This is a genomic window from Streptomyces sp. BF23-19 (assembly GCF_041106355.1).
Classification (GTDB): domain Bacteria; phylum Actinomycetota; class Actinomycetes; order Streptomycetales; family Streptomycetaceae; genus Streptomyces; species Streptomyces virginiae_A.
In genome coordinates this window covers 23216-40752 of the sequence record NZ_JBGBPT010000081.1, presented here as the reverse complement: position 1 = coordinate 40752, position 17537 = coordinate 23216, and the positions used below count along the sequence as shown (strand labels likewise).

The following is a 17537-nucleotide window of genomic DNA, read 5'->3' as shown; positions in this document are numbered from 1 at the left end:
GCCGAGCCCGTCACCGCCGAAGCCGAAGCCGAGCCCGTCACCGCCGAAGCCGAAGCCGAGCCCGTCACCGCCGAAGCCGAAGCCGAGCCCGTCACCGCCGAAGCCGAAGCCGAGCCCGTCACCGCCGAAGCCGAAGCCGAGCCCGTCACCGCCGAAGCGGAAGCCGAGCCCGTCGCCGTCGAAGCCGAAGCCGAGCCGGTCGCCGCCGGGGCGGAAGCCGCGTCGGAGGCGCCCGCTCACGGGGCCGCCGTCGTGCGGCGGCGGGCGCCCGAGGTCGCCGGGGCGTACAAGGCCGCCGGGCAGGTGCTGCGGGGCAAGGGGAAGGCCGGGGCGCGAGCCAAGGTCTACCTCGTACTGGACCGCTCCGGGTCGATGCGCGGGTTCTACAAGGACGGCAGCGCCCAGTACCTCGCCGACCACGCGCTCGCCCTCGCCGCGCACCTCGACGACGCGGCGACCGTGCACACCGTGTTCTTCTCCACGGAGGTGGACGGCACCGCCGACCTGGCCCTCGACGGCTACGACGCCGCCTGGGTCGAGGCCCGCCACGCCGAGCTCGGCCGGATGGGCCGCACCAGCTACCACGTGGCCGTCGAGGCCGTTCTGGAGCGCTACCGGAAGGACGGCGGCGAGGGCCCGGCCCTGGTCGTCTTCCAGACCGACGGCGCCCCCGACAACCGTCAGCCCGCCCGGCAGGCCCTGGCCGACGCCGCCACCGCCGCCCCGGGCGTGCACTGGCAGTTCGTCGCCTTCGGCGACCACGACGCCAAGGCCTTCGACTTCCTGCGCAAGCTGGACGCCGAGAACGCCGGCTTCTTCCACGCCGGCCCGGCCCCCACCGAGCTGACCTCCGCCGCCCTGGTCAAGGGCATCCTGGAGCAGTTCTAGTACGGGCGGAACAGCGATACGAAGAAGGCGGCGCCCCCCTTCGGCGTATCGGCGGGCCGGAAGTCAGCCCCGCGGGGACCCGGCGTCCGGGGTGACCGCGTCGGAGACCGGCCGCTCGGCCGCCTTCGTCTCGACCGGCTTGCGCAGCGCGATGTTCAGCTCACGCAGACGGGCCTCCTCCAGCACCGTCGGCGCGCCCATCATCAGGTCCTGCGCGTTGCCGTTCAGCGGGAAGGCGATGGTCTCGCGGATGTTCGGCTCGTCGGCCAGCAGCATCACGATGCGGTCCACGCCCGGGGCGATGCCACCGTGCGGCGGGGCGCCCAGGCGGAACGCGCGCAGCATGCCCGCGAACTCGCGCTCGACGGTCTCGGCCTCGTAACCGGCGATCTCGAAGGCCTTCAGCATGACCTCGGGCTCGTGGTTGCGGATGGCGCCGGAGGACAGCTCGATGCCGTTGCAGACGATGTCGTACTGCCAGGCCAGGATGTCCAGCGGGTCCTTCTCCTCCAGGTCCTTCATCCCGCCCTGCGGCATGGAGAAGGGGTTGTGGGAGAAGTCGATCTTGCCGGTGTCCTCGTCCTTCTCGTACATCGGGAAGTCGACGATCCAGCAGAACCGGAAGACGTTCTCCTCGAAGTGGCCCGCACGCTTGGCCGCCTCGACGCGGACGCCGGACATGATCTTGGAGACCTCGTCGAACTCACCCGCGCCGAAGAACACGGCGTGGCCGGGGACCAGGCCCAGACGCTCGGTGAGGACCTTGACGTTCTCCTCGGTGAGGAACTTGGCGATCGGGCCGGTCAGGGCACCGTCCTCGCCCACGCGCACCCAGGCCAGGCCCTTGGCGCCCAGCGAGATCGCGTACTCGCCGAGGCCGTCGAAGAACTTGCGCGGCTGCGCGGCGGTGTCCGGGACGGCCAGGGCACGCACGTGCTTGCCGGCGAACGCCTTGAACTCCGAGCCCTCGAACACGTCGGTGATGTCGACGAGCTCCAGCTTGGCACGCAGGTCGGGCTTGTCGTTGCCGTACTTCAGCATCGACTCGCGGAACGGGATCCGCGGGAACGGCGAGGTGACCTCGCGGCCGTTGCCGAACTCGGTGAAGAGCTCGGTCATCAGGCGCTCGATCGGCTGGAAGACGTCCTCCTGCTCGACGAAGGACATCTCCACGTCGAGCTGGTAGAACTCGCCCGGCGAACGGTCGGCGCGGGCGTCCTCGTCGCGGAAGCACGGCGCGATCTGGAAGTACCGGTCGAAGCCGGAGATCATCAGCAGCTGCTTGAACTGCTGCGGCGCCTGCGGCAGGGCGTAGAACTTGCCCGGGTTCAGGCGGGACGGCACGACGAAGTCACGGGCGCCCTCGGGGGAGGTCGCGGTGAGGATCGGCGTCGCCATCTCGTTGAAGCCGAGGGCCACCATCTTCGAGCGGATCGACGCGATGACGGCCGAGCGCAGCATGATGTTGCGGTGCATGCGCTCGCGGCGCAGGTCGAGGAAGCGGTACTCCAGACGCCGCTCCTCGTTCACACCGTCGTCGGTGTTGATCGTGAACGGCAGCGGGGCGGCCGCGCCGAGGACCTCGACCGCGGAGACCTCGATCTCGATCTCGCCGGTCGGCAGCTCCGGGTTGACGTTGTCGGCGCCACGGGAGACGACCTTGCCGTCGATCCGGACGACGGTCTCCTTGGTGACGCTGCTCAGCGCCTCGTTCGCCGCGGTGCCGGGCCGGGCGACCAGCTGCGTGATGCCGTAGTGGTCGCGCAGATCGATGAAGAGGATGCCGCCCAGGTCTCGACGGTTGTGCAGCCAGCCGCTCAGTCGGACGTCGGCGGCGACGTCAGAGGCGCGGAGCTCGCCGCAGGTGTGGGACCTGTACCGATGCATCAGTCATCCAGTTCTACGCGATACCAGGGTGGATTCAACCGTCCCAAGGTTACCGTCCGGGAAGGAGGCGGGTCGGGCACTCCCTCCAGCCTGCGCAAACGCGTCCGCGGGCCGCGGGCGGACGCGTCCCGAGGAGCGGGCGAACAGGCACGTGACGGATATGACCTGTAAAGATGGCCGAGTGCGCACCGAGGACGTTCTGGCCGCCATCGCGACCGGCCTGTGGCGATGGGACAACGCCTCCGGGACGGTCACCCTCGACGGCGAGGCCGCCCGGCTCCTGGGGCTGCCCGCCGAACCGGCGGTGCTGCCGGAGGTCGCCGTACGGTCCCGCTTCCACCCGGTGGACTGGAACGAGATCAACGGGATCGTGAACCTGGCCGTCGCCGAGGGCACCCTCGCCGAGGCCCGGCTCCGGATCATGGACGTGGACGGCCGGGTGCTGCGGACCGTACGCAGCCGCTCCAAACCGGTGGAGAACCGGTCGCCCGACGGGACCACGGACTACGAGCTGATCGGCACCATCCAGGAGATCGCCGAGCCGCAGCCCGGCACCACGGCCGCCCACACACCCATCACGGGCGACTGGCGGCGTTCCCGCGAGGCCTTCCTGCTGGACGCGGGGCGGGCGCTGGCGGAGGCGCGGTCCACGGCCGAGGTGCTGCGGGTCGCCGCCTCGCTCTCCATGCCCGGATTCAGCCCGGACGGGCTGGCCGTCTTCGGCGTGGCCGGGGACCGGCTGTCGATCATCGGGCACCACGGGCACGATCCGGGGGACGAGGGCCCGTTCTCCGACATGCCGCTGGAGACGAACTACCCGGCCGCGGAGGTCGTCCGGACCGGCCGGGCGATCTACCTGCCCACCCCCGAGGACTACAAGCGGCGCTTCCCGGCGGCCTGGCCGCTCGCCCAGCGCTTCGACCGGGTCTCCTGGGCGTTCCTGCCGCTGATCGTGGCCGGGCGGACCATGGGCGCCTGGATGGCCGCGTTCAAGCACCCGGCGTCCTTCTCGCCCGACGAACGGTCCGTCCTGACGACGGTGGCCCGGATGCTGGCCCAGGCGCTCCAGCGTGCCGTGGTGGCCGAATCCGAGCGGGAGCTCACCACCGGCCTGCAGCGGTCGATGATGCCGCAGCTCGGCCCGGAGATCCCCGGCATGCGGATCGCGGCCCGCTACGTCCCGACGGGCGGCGGGCTCCAGGTCGGCGGCGACTGGTACGACATGATCCCGCTGCCGTCGGGCAGGTTCGCGCTGGTCATCGGCGACGTGCAGGGCCACGACGTCCGGGCGGCCGGGCTGATGGGCCAGCTGCGGATCGCCGTACGGGCGTACGCCTCCGAGGGCCACCGGCCGGACGCGGTGCTCTCGCGCGCCTCCCGCTTCCTGGCCGGGCTGTGCTCCTCGCCGGAGTCCGACCCGTACGCGGACGACGGCGGCCAGGACTCCGACCCCGACTCCTACTTCCGGAGCCCGCGGTTCGCGACCTGCCTGTACGCGGAGTGCGATCCGAGGACCGGCATGCTGGAGGTGGCCCGGGCCGGCCACCCCGATCCCGCGATCCGGATGGCCGACGGCACCGTCCTGATGCGCCCCACCGCGGGTGGGCTGCCGCTGGGCATCGACCCCGAATCCGACTACCCCACCACCCGGTTCACCCTGGAGCCCGGCGAGACGATGATGCTCTGCACCGACGGGCTCATCGAGACCGGCGGGCACGACCTGGACACCGGCTGGGCGCGGCTGCGGGCGGTCCTGGAGTCCGACGCGCACGAGAACGCGTACGAGCCCACCTACGACGCGCAGGGCCCGGGAGCGGGCGCCGACGCGGTCGGGCAGCTCGCGCCCCCGCACCTCGAACGGCTGGCCGACCTGCTGGTCCAGGCCGTGCACGGACCGTCCTCCCACCACACCACCGGCCCGCTCGCCGACCGCCGCGAGGACGACATAGCGGTGGTGCTGCTGTGCCGCGAGAGCGCGGAGCGCCCCCCGGGCGCCGCGCCGGCGCACCCGGCCCGGCCCGTGCGCCGCACCGTGCTGACCGTGGCGCAGGTGGAGCCCGAACGGATCGCGGGCGTACGACAGCAGATCCGCGAGCTGCTGCACGACTGGGCCGACCCCGACCAGGTGGACTCGGCGGTGCTGATGGTCTCCGAGATGGTGACGAACGTGCTGACGCACACCGACGGCGACGCCCTGCTGGTCGCGGAGGCGATCGGCGAACTGGGCGCGCGCCGGCTGCGCGTCGAGGTCGCGGACGGCAGCGACGAACTCCCGCACAAGCGGCAGCCGGGGGAGATGTCCTCCAGTGGCCGCGGGGTGCTGCTGATGGAGATGCTGGCCGACGCGTGGGGCGTGGACCCGCGGGGCGAGGGCAAGTCGATCTGGTTCGAGCTGCACGAGCAGTCCAAGACGGACGCCGACCCGGTGTTCTGACCCGCTGACCCGGCGGCAGGGCGCGGCGGGGTGTGATGGGATGCAGCGGTGTCCGATCCCCTCCTGCCCGTGCCCGTACGGCGGCTCGCCGCCTGGTGCGGCGTCGTCCTGCTCGTCACCGCGGTCCTCGCCGTCGGCGTGTGGCTGTGCACCGTCTTCGAGACCGCCGTGACGCCCGTCCTGCTGGCCGTGCTCGGTACGGCCCTGCTCGGGCCGATGCACCGGCGCCTGGTCCGCATGAAGATGAACCGCTCGTTGGCCGCGGCCCTGACCTGCCTCGCCGTGGTCGCCGTCGTCGGCGGGGCCACGTACGTCGTCGTCCTCGCGCTCATCGAGACCGGCGGCGAGATCCTCGAATCGCTGCGGCGGGCCGGCGAGATGGTCGCCGAGCACTTCGGGGCGGTGGGCACCTCGCTGGAGGACATCGCCGCGAACTCCAAGGACCTGCTCACGAAGTTCGGCGGCACGGCCGCCTCGGGTGTGGTCTCGGGGCTCAGCGTGGTGGGCTCGATGATCGCGATGGTGCTGCTCGCGCTGGTGCTGATCTTCTTCTTCCTGCGCGACTCCGACCGGGCAGTGGTGACGCTGCGCTCGATCGTCCCGACCCGCTCGGGCGACCTGATGGAGGCCATGGGGCGGCGCGCCTTCGAGGCCGTCGAGGGGTTCATGCGCGGGACCACGTTCGTGGCCCTGGTGGACGCCGTGCTGATCGGCGTGGGTCTGCTGATCCTCGATGTGCCGGGGGCGCTGGGGCTGGCCGCCCTGGTCTTCGTGACGGCCTACATCCCCTACCTCGGGGCGATCCTGTCGGGCGCCGTGGCCGTTCTCGTGGCCTTCGCCGACCGGGGCTGGGTCATCGGCCTGTGGGCGCTGGGCCTGGTGCTGCTGGTGCAGATGATCGAGGGCTACGTACTGCAGCCGGTGGTGCAGAGCCGCACGGTGCAGATGCACCCGGCCGTGGTGATGCTGGCCATCACCGCGGGCGCGAGCGTCGCCGGGATCCTGGGGATGCTGCTGGCGGTGCCGCTGACCGCCGCGGTCTTCGGGGTGATCTCGGAACTGCGGGCCCGGTACGCCGCCGATGCGGCGCCCGGGCCCGTGGATCCCGCGTAGCGGGCCTTTGGGTCAGTCCTGGTCCGCGGCACCCGTGCCGCGGTGGCCGAGGCCGGTGCGCGCGGTGGTGGGGATGCGGCCCAGTCGGCCCGCCTGGAAGTCGTCGAAGGCCTGCTGCAGTTCGTGCTGGCTGTTCATCACGAACGGCCCGTAGTGCGCCATCGGCTCCCGGATGGGACGTCCGCCGAGGAGCACGATCTCCAGGTCCGGGGCGTTGGAGTCCTGGGACGCGTCCGCCCGCACGGTGAGCGAGCCGCCCTCGCCGAAGACGGCCGTCTGCCCGGTCCGTACGGGCCTGCGGTCCTCGCCGACCGACCCGCGCCCGGCCATGACGTACGCCAGGGCGTTGAAGTCCTCGCGCCACGGCAGGGTGATCTGCGCGCCCGGCGAGACGGTCGCGTGGATCATCGTGATCGGGGTGTGGGTGATGCCCGGGCCCTGGTGACCGTCCAGCTCACCGGCGATGACGCGGAGCAGGGAGCCGCCGTCCGGGGTGGTCAGCAGCTGGACCTGGCCGCCGCCGATGTCCTGGTAGCGCGGGGGCATCATCTTGTCGGAGGCCGGGAGGTTCACCCACAGCTGGAGGCCGTGGAACAGCCCGCCGGACACGACGAGGGACTCCGGCGGGGCCTCGATGTGCAGGAGGCCCGAACCGGCGGTCATCCACTGGGTGTCACCGCCGTTGATGATCCCGCCGCCGCCGTTGCTGTCCTGGTGGACGAAGGTTCCGTCGATCAGGTACGTGACGGTCTCGAAGCCGCGGTGCGGGTGCCAGGGGGTTCCCTTCGGCTCGCCCGGCGCGTACTCCACCTCACCCATCTGGTCCATCATGATGAACGGGTCGAGGTACTGGTAGTTGATCCCGGCGAACGCGCGGCGCACCGGAAATCCCTCACCCTCGAACCCACCGGGAGCGGAGACGACGGCCAGCACCTTGCGCGGGACGGCGGCCTGCGGCTCGGCCACGCGCGGAAGGGTCAACGGGTTCTCAACAGTCACTGCGGGCATGGTCAGGACCTCCTTCTGTTCCGAGTTTAGTTGAAACTCGAACTTTCTGCCACACCCGCACAACAGAAGGGCCCCGGAGAAAATTTCCTCCGGGGCCCGGGCTGTCCTGACCTGCGGTTACGGCGAGACGATGACCGAGTTGATCGGCGTGAGGTTCACCGCCACCCACTGGTCGACCGGGATGTTGGTACAGGTCCCCGAGCCGTTCCAGCCCGTGCACAGCTTGAACTTCCAGTTGGAGGTCTGGTTGTTGAAGACCCAGTGCCAGTTCTCCTGGTTGCTGAGGTTGTAGGTCCCCGCGTTCTTGAACCGCAGCGACGGCTGGACGCCCGCCGCCGGCGAGCCCTCCGGCCAGATGCACGCCTCGCCCGAGCGACACCCCTCGACCGTGTGGTCCGAGGCCTGGGCCGGGCCGGCCGCCAGCACCCCCGTGCCCAGCGCCAGCGTGGCGGTGGCCGCCACCGTGGCGAGCTTCGCGCGGATCGTCGTACGGGCCATCTCTGCCTCCTCATGGATGGGGCGGGGGGTCCCCCGTGGATCCCCCCGCGGCACCGATACTCCGGGCGGACCGGGCCGGGCCGCGATCCTTTCGGGCAGGCCCGAAAGGAGGGTCAGCCGCCGCTGTGGAGCAGGTCCACGCCCAGGCCCGTCACCGAGTGCAGGACCGCCTTGCCGTCGCGCTCCGTGGTGATCAGACCGGCCGCACGCAGGGTGCGGGTGTGTTCGGAGGCCGAGGGCAGGCTGATGTCGAGGTCCCGGGCCAGCTCGCTGGTCGTGCGCCGCTCGATCAGCGACTGGAGCACGGCCGCCCGGGTCCGGCCCAGCAGGGCGTCCAGCGCCCCCTGCGCCGGGCCCGGGCCGACCAGGGGCAGCGGCGTCAGCGCCGGGTAGAGCAGCACGCACCTGCCGTCCGGGCCGTCCGGCCCCTCGGCGAGCAGCGGCCTGCCCGTCCAGAACGGCGAGGGCATCAGCAGCAGCCCGCGCCCGCCGAGGTGGACCTCGTAGTGCGGCGGCCCGGCCACCTCCAGCACGGTGCCCGACCAGGCGGCCGAAGGATGCGTCCCGGCCAGGCACGCCTTGATGCCGTGGGCGGCCAGCAGCCGGCTGCGCCAGGCCACGTCCGCCTGGAAGGACTGCCGGATCCGCGGCCAGTGCGGGGCGACGACCACCTCGTAGGCGGACCGCAGCGCGCCGCCGAGCTGGTCCCACGCCTCGCGGTCCTGGGCCCACAGGGCGCGCACCCAGGACGGGGAGCCGGGGGCCCGGGCGGCGACGCGGTGCAGCTCGCCGGGGGTCAGGAGCGGGCCGGCGTCCCGGACGACGGCCAGCCCCTCCTCCAGGGTGCGCGCGTACGGCTCGACGAACTGGGGGTTGTCGCCGTCGGGGCGCAGGAGGTCCAGGAGCGGGCGGGCGCGGCCGGGCAGCTCCCGGCCGACCCGGCCGCGCCAGCGGCCGAAAACCGCCGGTTCGTCGGTGCGCTGCCAGGCGACGATCGCCATGCCCAGCTCCACCAGCGGCAGCGGCTCGCTCGCGAAGGTGATGTTGAGCAGGTCCTCCACCGTGAAATGCACCCGCAGCACGGTCCGCCCCCCGTCAGACGTCGGCCGGTACGACCACGGCCGCGCCCGGCCGCGCGGCTACGGCGTCAGCCGTACATCCGGCGCATCGCGAAGTCGACCATCTGCTCGACCGCCTTCGCGTCGAAGACCATCCGGTGGTCGCCCTCCATGTCGAGGACGAAGCCGTAGCCGGTCGGCAGCAGGTCGATCACCTCGGCGCCGGTGATCACGAAGTACTTGGACTCCTTGCCTGCGTACCGGCGCAGCTCCTTGAGCGTGGTGAACATGGGGATGACCGGGTGCTGCGTGTTGTGCAGCGCCAGGAATCCGGGGGTGTCGCCGCGCGGGCAGTAGACCTTCGAGGTGGCGAAGATCTGCTGGAAGTCCTCGGCGGAGAGGGACCCCGTGGTGAAGGCCCGCACGGCGTCGGCGAGCGACGGTGGCGAGGGCTCGGGGTAGAGCGGCTGCTCGGCGTAACCGCCGGCCATCTGCTGCGGGGCGGCGTACTGCTGCTGCCCCGCGTGCCCCGCGCTCACGTTCTGGTCGTAGCCGTACATGGGGCGAAGCCTACCGACCGGCCACTCGCGCTCGGACACGGATTTCCCGCCAGGCTTGACGCTGGTCACAGTCGTCAGGGGTTGCGTCTTATTACCGGCGGGTAGCATCATTACGTTACCGATTGGTATGTACGAGGAACCCTGTCTCCCCGAGCCTTAACGGAGCCGTCGCCATGGGGCACTACAAGTCGAATCTCCGCGACATCGAGTTCAACCTCTTCGAGGTGCTCGGCCGCGACAAGCAGTACGGCACCGGTCCGTTCGAGGAGATGGACACCGAGACCGCCAAGAGCGTCCTGTCCGAGCTCGCCCGCCTCGCCGAGAACGAGCTGGCCGCCTCCTTCGAGGACGCCGACCGCAACCCGCCGGTCTTCGACCCGGCCACCAACACCGCGCCCGTCCCGGCGTCCTTCAAGAAGAGCTACGAAGCCTTCATGGACTCGGAGTACTGGCGCCTGGGCCTGCCCGAGGAGATCGGCGGCACCACCTCGCCCCGCTCCCTCATCTGGGCCTACGCGGAGCTGCTGCTCGGCTCGAACCCGGCCATCTGGATGTACTCCTCCGGCCCGGCGTTCGCCGGCATCCTCTTCGAAGAGGGCAACGAGGCGCAGAAGAAGGTCGCCGAGATAGCCGTCGAGAAGCGCTGGGGCTCCACCATGGTCCTCACCGAGCCGGACGCCGGCTCGGACGTGGGCGCCGGCCGCACCAAGGCGATCCAGCAGGCCGACGGCTCCTGGCACATCGAGGGCGTGAAGCGCTTCATCACGTCCGGTGAGCACGACATGGAGGAGAACATCCTCCACTACGTCCTCGCGCGCCCCGAGGGCCACGGCCCCGGCACCAAGGGCCTGTCCCTCTTCCTCGTCCCGAAGTTCCACTTCGACTGGGAGACCGGCGAGCTGGGCGAGCGCAACGGCGTCTACGCCACCAACGTCGAGCACAAGATGGGCCTCAAGGCCTCCAACACGTGCGAGATGACCTTCGGCGACCAGCACCCCGCCAAGGGTTGGCTGATCGGTGACAAGCACGACGGCATCCGCCAGATGTTCATGATCATCGAGTTCGCCCGGATGATGGTCGGCACGAAGGCCATCGCCACCCTCTCCACCGGCTACCTGAACGCGCTGGAGTACGCCAAGGAGCGCGTGCAGGGCCCGGACCTCGCGAACTTCATGGACAAGACCGCGCCCAAGGTCACCATCACGCACCACCCCGACGTGCGCCGCTCGCTCATGACGCAGAAGGCCTACGCCGAGGGCATGCGCGCCCTGGTCCTCTACACGGCCTCCGTGCAGGACGAGATCCAGATCAAGCAGGCCGCCGGCGAGGACGCCTCCGCCGAGATCGGCCTCAACGACCTGCTCCTGCCGATCGTGAAGGGCTACGGCTCGGAGAAGTCCTACGAGCAGCTCGCCCAGTCCCTGCAGACCTTCGGTGGCTCCGGCTACCTGCAGGAGTACCCGATCGAGCAGTACATCCGCGACGCCAAGATCGACACCCTCTACGAGGGCACCACCGCCATCCAGGGCCAGGACTTCTTCTTCCGGAAGATCGTCCGCGACCAGGGCGCCTCGCTGAACATCCTCAGCGAGACGATGAAGAAGTTCCTGGCCGAGGCCGTCGGCGGCGAGGAGCTGGCCGGCGCCCGCGACGCGCTCGCCAAGGCCGCCGTCGACCTGGAGGCCATCGTCGGCCAGATGATCGTCGACCTCACCGCCACCGGCGAGGACGTCAAGAACATCTACAAGGTCGGCCAGAACACCACCCGCCTGCTGATGGCCTCGGGTGACGTGGTCGTCGGTTACCTGCTGCTCAAGGGCGCCGCCGTGGCCGCCGAGAAGCTGGCGACCGCCGCCCCGAAGGACGTCCCCTTCTACACCGGCAAGATCGCCGCCGCGAAGTTCTTCGCGTCGCAGGTCCTGCCGAACGTCTCGGTCCAGCGCCAGCTGGCCGAGGTCGTCGACAACTCCCTCATGGAGCTCGACGAGGCCGCCTTCTAGGTCGGTCGCACCCCGCTCACACCCGCCGGCGGCCGGGCCCCCCGCACAGGGGCCCGGCCGCCGGCGCGTACCCGGCCCCAGGTCCCTGCCCTGCGGCTTTCCCCTATGTCAGTCGTTCATGGGACGCTCGTAGACATGAGTCCACAGGATCAGCACGGCAGCAGGGGGTACTCCGTCCCCACCGGGCGTCCGTACGCCCTCAAGGAGCTGCAGGCGAGCCTGGGCAGCCTCGGCGACCACCTGCGCGAGCTCTACGACGGCGCCCACCCCGCCGAGTACGACACCATCGCCGACGCGCTGTACGTGGCCTTCCAGACGGCCACCGGACTGGCCCCCGCCAAGAGCTACACCGGCTGCCCCGAGCACCCCAACGGCGCCCTCGACCCCGAAGCGCCCGAAGGCTGGGGCCGCTGCCTGATCTGCAACGACCGCCGACGCCTCGGACAACGCCACCGCGGCGGCCCGCCCGCCGCCCCCGCCGGAGAACAGCGGCGCCTGGGCTACCCCGTGCCGGACCCCCCGTACACGCTCCAGCGGCTGCGCACATACGTGCGCGCCGTCGAGGACCAACGGTTCCACCTGGGCCTGTCCTCACCCGCCGAGGACTTCGTCCGCATCGCCGACGACCTGCACCGCGCCTTCATCGTCGCCCGCGAACTCTCCCGGCCGCGCAACGCCTCGGGATGCTCCGAACATCCCGGCGCGCCGATCGACCCCGACGCTCCTCCCGGTGAGGCCTGTATCTTCTGCGCCGGACGCAAGAGACGCGCGCAGCGCTCCCCGCAGACCCCGGAGATGCTCCCGCGCATCCGCCGGGGCGAGCGCAGGCAGCTGCAGCGCCGATTCGAGCGTCCGCCGGGCTGAAAACCGACGGGACCGCAGATCATCCACCCTGCGGACCCCGACCTCCGGCCATCCCTCGCAGTCCGGCCATGGCGAACACGACCGTCGTTAAGGTGAACCACATGAGCTCTCCCGCCCGCTTCGACCGCGGCCACACCGACGATCTGATGACCTTCCTGACGGCCAGTCCGTCGCCGTACCACGCCGTGGCCAACGCGGCGGAGCGGCTGGAGAAGGCGGGCTTCAGGCAGTTGTCGGAAACGGACGCCTGGGATGCGGGCACCGGGGGCAAGTTCGTGCTCCGCGGCGGTGCGCTCATCGCCTGGTTCGTTCCCGAAGGCGCCGCCGCGCACACGCCGTTCAGGATCGTCGGCGCGCACACCGACTCCCCGAACCTGCGCGTCAAGCCGCTGCCCGACACCGGCTCCCAGGGCTGGCGACAGATCGCCGTCGAGATCTACGGCGGCACCCTGCTCAACACCTGGCTGGACCGCGACCTGGGCCTGGCCGGGCGGCTGACCCTGCGCGACGGCACCGAGCGCCTGGTGAACGTGGACCGCGCACTGCTGCGCGTACCCCAACTCGCCGTGCACCTGGACCGGTCGGTGAACAGCGACGGCCTCAAGCTCGACAAGCAGCGCCACATGCAGCCGATCTGGGGTCTGGGCGATGTGCAGGAGGGCGACCTGATCTCCTTCCTGGAGGAGGAAGAGGCCCTGGAACAGGGGTCGGTGGCCGGCTGGGACCTGATGGTCCACTCCATCGAGCCGCCCTCCTACCTGGGCCGTGACCGCGAGCTGGTCGCCGGCCCGCGCATGGACAACCTGCTGTCGGTGCACGCGGGCGTCGCGGCGCTGGCCGCCGTCTCCACCTCCGACAAGCTCGACCACATCCCGGTGCTGGCCGCCTTCGACCACGAGGAGAACGGCTCGCAGTCCGACACGGGCGCGGACGGCCCGCTGCTGGGCAACGTGCTGGAACGTTCAGTCTTCGCCCGTGGCGGCTCGTACGAGGACCGGGCGCGGGCCTTCGCGGGCACCATCTGCCTGTCCTCGGACACCGGGCACGCCGTGCACCCCAACTACGGTGAGCGGCACGACCCGACGCACCACCCGCGCGCCAACGGCGGACCGATCCTGAAGGTCAACGTCAACCAGCGGTACGCCACCGACGGCAGCGGGCGCGCGGTGTTCGCCGCCGCCTGCGAGCGGGCCGGTGTCCCGTGGCAGACCTTCGTCTCCAACAACTCGATGCCGTGCGGCACCACGATCGGCCCGATCACCGCCGCCCGCCACGGCATTCAGACCGTGGACATCGGCGTCGCGATCCTCTCGATGCACAGCGCCCGCGAACTGTGCGGCGCGGACGACCCGTTCCTCCTCGCGAACGCCCTGGTGGCCTTCCTGGAGGGCTGAGCCCCCAGGAAGGCCGGTGTCGGCTACCCCTCGGCGTCCATCCCCGCGAGGACGAGGGGCAGCCGGGAGGTGCCGTCGGCGGTGACGCGGACGGGCACACCCCAGTCCTGCTGGTGGACGTGGCAGGCCGGGTACTCGTTGGCGGGGTCGTCGTCGCAGGACGCCGCCATCGCCGAGACGTGCAGGACGCCCTCGGTGATGTCCGGGTTCAGCGCCAGCTCCCGGAACAGGTCCGTGCCGGCCCCCTCGCCGGCCGCCAGCAGCTCGGGCGGGGTCGAGGAGACGAGCAGCCGCGTGGAGGGCCCGTAGCGGGTGTCGAGCTTCTGCCCGCTCGGCGCCTGGAAGACCACGTCGAGGCGGAGCGTGCCGGGGGCCACCTCGGTGGCGGCCCGCTGCGTGCGGTGGGCGACCGCGTCCACGCGGACCGCCTCCTCCGGCAGTCGCAGCCGGGTCAGCCGGTGCCCGGCCGACTCGACGACCACGATGTCCTCGCCGACCAGCACGGCGTCGCTGGGCTCGCGCAGATCGGTCGCCAACGTCGAGACCTGGCCGGTGGCCGGGTCGAAGCGGCGCAGCGCGTGGTTGTAGGTGTCGCACACCGCGACCGAACCGTCGGGCAGGGCGGTCACCCCGAGCGGGTGCTGGAGCAGGGCCTGGCCGGCGTCCCCGTCACGGTGGCCGAAGTCGAACAGCCCGGTACCGACGGCCGACGTGACCACGTACCCGCCGTCGCCGGCCTCGACGTACCGCAGGGCGCTGGTCTCGGAGTCGGCGATCCACAGCCGGTCCCCGGCGGCCGCGAGCCCCGAGGGCTGGGCGAACCAGGCCTCGGCGGCCGGCCCGTCGAGCAGCCCCTCGTTGGTCGTCCCGGCCGCGACCTCGACCGTCCCGGCCTCCGGGTCCCAGGTCCACAGCTGGTGCACACCGGCCATGGCGATCCAGACCCGGCCCTGCCACCAGGCCACGTCCCACGGCGAGGACAGGTCCACCTCCAGCGCGGGCCCGGAGGTCGGGGAGCCCTGCCACCACTGCCGGCCGGTCCCGGCGACGGTCTCCACGTGCCCCGTGGCCGGGTCGTAGGTGCGCAGGGCGTGGTTGACGGTGTCGGCGACGACGACCCTGCCGTCGGGCAGCAGCGCGAGGCCCTGGGGCTCGCTGAAGCTGTCCCCGGCGAAGCCGCGCTCGCCGCTGCCGACGCGGCGTACGACGCTCTCGCCGTCGGCGGCCAGCTCCACGAGCTGGTGCCGGGTGGAGTCGGAGACCAGCAGGTTCCCGGACGGCAGCAGCAGCGCCTTACCGGGGAACCGCAGGGCGCCGGGCACGGGCTCGGGCGCCACGTACGGCCCGTCGCCGCGCCGCAGCGTGCCCTTGGCCTCGTGCTCGGCCTCCAGCTCCTCGACCAGGCGGGCGATGGCGTGCGCGTGCCCCTCACCGGCGTGCTGGGCGACGATGTACCCCTCGGGGTCGATCACGACGAGCGTGGGCCAGGCGCGTACGGCGTACTGCTTCCAGGTCGCGAGCTCGGGATCGTCCAGCACGGGGTGGTGCACCTGGTACCGCTCGACGGCATCGACGACGGCGGCGTGCTCGGCCTCGTGCACGAACTTCGGGGAGTGCACACCGATGATCACGACGGTGTCGCGGTGCTTCTCCTCCAGCTCGCGCAGCTCGTCGAGGACGTGCAGGCAGTTGATGCAGCAGAAGGTCCAAAAATCAACAACAACGCACTTACCTCGCAGGTCCGCGAGGGTGAGCTCTTTGCCGCCGGTGTTCAGCCAGCCGCCCTTGCCGATCAGCTCGGGGGCACGGACACGGGCACGGCGGGGCGCGGGCGCGGGGGTGGGCGCCGGGGCAGCATCGTTCATCCTTCAAGCTTGCCATCCGGGTATGAACGTCGGATCACGCGCGTACGGCACAACTCCAGGGGGCGGGGATGGCTACTGACGGGCACGGAACGGATGCCGGGGGGGCCGGCCGGAGCCGGTACAGGGGTTCATGGCGCCGCCGGGGCGCACGGAGCGCCGGGAGGACGTCTACGAGCCCGGTCTCATCCGGACGAGTACATTCGCCACCGCGTGGAACACCAGGTCGGCGACTGACCCCCTCCACTGGACACGCTCGACCACGGCAACTTCCGAGAACTCCCGCAAGAAGGTCATGTGTGCTCGATACACATGTCGGCGCACACGTCCGCATTCCCATTTCGTCACTTCGTCGCGCCTGTCCGCTGCCAACAGCGGGGGGCTTGCCGTGGTGCTCAGGTGGCGGTGTCGGTGCCCAGCTTCGCCCAATGGATCTGGATGCGTTGCTCGGGGATGATGCGCTGCCCGCGCACTCCCTTGCTCACCTCAACGCGGTCTATGGCGAGCGACAGCCGTTCGCGCCTGCCCTCGTTCGTCGCGTCCGTCCATGCCTCGCGCAGGGTGACGCCATCAAGCATCGGAGACACGTCCACGGACGGCATGGGGAGCCTGTGGAGATCGCCGCGGAGTCCGTCGATTCGTCCCCTCAGTCGCTCTGAAAGCCGGTTGTAGCGCTCCACGGCAGCCGCGCCACTGAACTCACCACGCACGTAGCGTGCATCCTCCAGATCAGCCAAGCGGGCTTCCTCGTCCTGGATCTCCGCAGTGAGGGCATCACGTTTCGCGAAGGTCTCCGGGTCCACACGGTGCACCCAGCGATCTGCGATCGCGACAAGCAGCGGATCGTCCGGTTCGAGCGCCGGGAGCTTGGTGAGGAACTGTTCGGTCACGTACTGGTCCACCGCCTCAGACAGCGCTGACGCTCCGATGCACTGGTTGCCCGCGCGACGCGCCATGCACTGATAACTGCCGCCCACACGGTGCATCCGGCGACCGCAGCCAGGAACCGCGCAGTAGACAAGTCCTGTGAGCAGCGCCGTCCCCTCGGGCTTCGGGTGCCGCTTTCCCGCGTGCACGAACGTTCTGGATTCCAGCGTTCGGATGATCCGTTCACGCTCTCCGACCGTGATGATCCCCTCGCCGATCTCAACCGTGTCGAGTGTCTCGGGATCGCGGTACGGAAAGACCCTGCCCGTGTACTTCCGCTCGCCGTCGTCCGTCTCAACGGTCTCGGTCTCCGGCATCAGACCGGCGAAGGCCGGTGAACGCAGGAGCTGCATGATGCTGGCCGCATTCCACTGCCCGCCCCTGGGCGACAGGATCTCGTATGCGTTGAGGAGTCGGGCAATCTTGACCAACGATGTCCCGGCGAGCGCTTCATCCGCGATCAGGCGGGCGTAGACGGCATGCTCCGGGTCGTGGACAAGCTTCTTGGTCTTCGGGTCGATGAGCAGCCCATAGGGAGACTGTCCGCCGATCCACTGGCCCTTGCTACGGAGGTGGCGCTTGGCGTGGCCGACGCGCGTACCGAGATTCTCCGATTCTGACCGGGCGAGCTCAGCGAGCATCGCGACGACCATGCGCGCCGAGTCGTTCGAGGTGTCGAGACCGTCCAGGACTGAGACGAGACGGCCGCCGGCCTTCTCGATGTCGTCCAGCACCTTGCCCACCTGGCCGATGCCCTTGCGGGAAAGACGGTCCAGCTTCCAGACGATCAGCGTGCCGACGACGCCCGCCGTGACTGCCGCCAGCGCGGCATCGAAGCCCCTGCGCTCAACGGTCTTGTAGCCGGAGCGCCCTCTGTCTATGTGGACCTTGCGGACGGTCAGTCCGTTGCGTTCGGCCCAGGCACGGCAGTCGGCTTCCTGCCGTTCGATTGCGGTCTTGCCGTCCCGATCGAGGGACAGGCGGAGGTACAGGTCACAGATCGTGTCTTGATGCACACACTCAGTGTGACTGCAAGTTCGGTGC

The 17537-nt window shown here is 70.8% G+C and carries 14 protein-coding genes; 6 read left to right on the top strand and 8 right to left on the bottom strand.

Going from position 1 to position 17537, the window contains the following annotated elements:
* On the bottom strand, nucleotides 1-240 hold a 240-nt coding region (locus AB8A24_RS34145; protein ID WP_369478440.1), incomplete at its 3' end, for a hypothetical protein.
* 12 nt (nucleotides 241-252) lie between these two features.
* Here AB8A24_RS34145 and AB8A24_RS34140 point away from each other — a divergent pair.
* Nucleotides 253-888, top strand: a complete 636-nt coding sequence (locus AB8A24_RS34140) for a VWA domain-containing protein (RefSeq protein WP_369478439.1) — start codon at nucleotides 253-255, stop codon at nucleotides 886-888.
* A 63-nt stretch (nucleotides 889-951) separates the two neighbouring features.
* Here AB8A24_RS34140 and aspS read toward each other — a convergent pair whose 3' ends face one another.
* The gene (gene aspS, locus AB8A24_RS34135) at nucleotides 952-2775 is read right to left on the bottom strand and encodes an aspartate--tRNA ligase (RefSeq protein ID WP_030714337.1); all 1824 of its coding nucleotides are present in this window, start codon (nucleotides 2773-2775) and stop codon (nucleotides 952-954) included.
* A gap of 181 nt (nucleotides 2776-2956) precedes the next feature.
* Here aspS and AB8A24_RS34130 point away from each other — a divergent pair, with 181 nt between their 5' ends.
* Nucleotides 2957-5209: a SpoIIE family protein phosphatase gene (locus tag AB8A24_RS34130; RefSeq protein ID WP_369478438.1), complete on the top strand. Its 2253-nt coding sequence runs from the start codon at nucleotides 2957-2959 to the stop codon at nucleotides 5207-5209.
* Between the two features lie 48 nt (nucleotides 5210-5257).
* Nucleotides 5258-6322 carry an AI-2E family transporter gene (locus AB8A24_RS34125; RefSeq protein ID WP_328962444.1) on the top strand — a complete coding sequence of 355 codons (1065 nt, stop codon included), beginning with the start codon at nucleotides 5258-5260 and terminating at the stop codon, nucleotides 6320-6322.
* 12 nt (nucleotides 6323-6334) lie between these two features.
* On the opposite strand, the gene AB8A24_RS34120 is transcribed toward AB8A24_RS34125, so the two are convergent.
* The 4 genes from AB8A24_RS34120 to AB8A24_RS34105 all read right to left on the bottom strand — a co-directional run bounded on the left by AB8A24_RS34120 (nucleotide 6335) and on the right by AB8A24_RS34105 (nucleotide 9446).
* Entirely contained in the window at nucleotides 6335-7330 is a 996-nt protein-coding gene (locus AB8A24_RS34120; protein ID WP_328962445.1) for a pirin family protein, read from the bottom strand.
* A gap of 117 nt (nucleotides 7331-7447) precedes the next feature.
* On the bottom strand, nucleotides 7448-7828 hold the full coding sequence (locus tag AB8A24_RS34115; protein ID WP_328962446.1) for a hypothetical protein: 381 nt from the start codon (nucleotides 7826-7828) through the stop codon (nucleotides 7448-7450).
* A gap of 113 nt (nucleotides 7829-7941) precedes the next feature.
* On the bottom strand, nucleotides 7942-8901 hold the full coding sequence (locus tag AB8A24_RS34110) for a winged helix-turn-helix domain-containing protein (protein ID WP_266483494.1): 960 nt from the start codon (nucleotides 8899-8901) through the stop codon (nucleotides 7942-7944).
* A gap of 74 nt (nucleotides 8902-8975) precedes the next feature.
* On the bottom strand, nucleotides 8976-9446 hold the full coding sequence (locus tag AB8A24_RS34105; RefSeq protein WP_030714326.1) for an SseB family protein: 471 nt from the start codon (nucleotides 9444-9446) through the stop codon (nucleotides 8976-8978).
* 173 nt (nucleotides 9447-9619) lie between these two features.
* Between AB8A24_RS34105 and AB8A24_RS34100 the strand changes: the two genes are divergently transcribed.
* The 3 genes from AB8A24_RS34100 (at nucleotide 9620) to AB8A24_RS34090 (ending at nucleotide 13704) form a co-directional block, all read left to right on the top strand.
* Nucleotides 9620-11446, top strand: coding sequence for an acyl-CoA dehydrogenase (locus AB8A24_RS34100; protein ID WP_369478437.1), 1827 nt, complete (start codon nucleotides 9620-9622; stop codon nucleotides 11444-11446).
* A 135-nt stretch (nucleotides 11447-11581) separates the two neighbouring features.
* Nucleotides 11582-12310 carry a hypothetical protein gene (locus AB8A24_RS34095; protein ID WP_030714322.1) on the top strand — a complete coding sequence of 243 codons (729 nt, stop codon included), beginning with the start codon at nucleotides 11582-11584 and terminating at the stop codon, nucleotides 12308-12310.
* A gap of 101 nt (nucleotides 12311-12411) precedes the next feature.
* A complete protein-coding gene (locus AB8A24_RS34090) occupies nucleotides 12412-13704 on the top strand; it encodes a M18 family aminopeptidase (RefSeq protein ID WP_266382826.1) in 1293 nt (430 codons plus the stop codon).
* Nucleotides 13705-13727: 23 nt separating this feature from the next.
* Here the strand turns inward: AB8A24_RS34090 and AB8A24_RS34085 are convergent, their stop codons facing one another.
* The gene (locus AB8A24_RS34085; RefSeq protein ID WP_369478436.1) at nucleotides 13728-15569 is read right to left on the bottom strand and encodes an NHL domain-containing thioredoxin family protein; all 1842 of its coding nucleotides are present in this window, start codon (nucleotides 15567-15569) and stop codon (nucleotides 13728-13730) included.
* Nucleotides 15570-15961: 392 nt separating this feature from the next.
* Nucleotides 15962-17509 (bottom strand): recombinase family protein, encoded by a 1548-nt coding sequence (locus AB8A24_RS34080; protein WP_369478435.1) that lies wholly within the window; start codon nucleotides 17507-17509, stop codon nucleotides 15962-15964.
* Between the last annotated feature and the right edge of the window lie 28 nt (nucleotides 17510-17537).

Excerpts from the sequence above, each read along its gene's own strand:
- AB8A24_RS34090 (WP_266382826.1), top strand. The coding sequence starts at position 12,412 with ATGAGCTCTCCCGCCCGCTTCGACCGCGGCCACACCGACGATCTGATG.
- AB8A24_RS34085 (WP_369478436.1), bottom strand. The coding sequence starts at position 15,569 with ATGAACGATGCTGCCCCGGCGCCCACCCCCGCGCCCGCGCCCCGCCGT.
- aspS (WP_030714337.1), bottom strand. The coding sequence starts at position 2,775 with ATGCATCGGTACAGGTCCCACACCTGCGGCGAGCTCCGCGCCTCTGAC.
- AB8A24_RS34095 (WP_030714322.1), top strand. The coding sequence starts at position 11,582 with ATGAGTCCACAGGATCAGCACGGCAGCAGGGGGTACTCCGTCCCCACC.
- AB8A24_RS34105 (WP_030714326.1), bottom strand. The coding sequence starts at position 9,446 with ATGTACGGCTACGACCAGAACGTGAGCGCGGGGCACGCGGGGCAGCAG.
- AB8A24_RS34120 (WP_328962445.1), bottom strand. The coding sequence starts at position 7,330 with ATGCCCGCAGTGACTGTTGAGAACCCGTTGACCCTTCCGCGCGTGGCC.
- AB8A24_RS34100 (WP_369478437.1), top strand. The coding sequence starts at position 9,620 with ATGGGGCACTACAAGTCGAATCTCCGCGACATCGAGTTCAACCTCTTC.
- AB8A24_RS34115 (WP_328962446.1), bottom strand. The coding sequence starts at position 7,828 with ATGGCCCGTACGACGATCCGCGCGAAGCTCGCCACGGTGGCGGCCACC.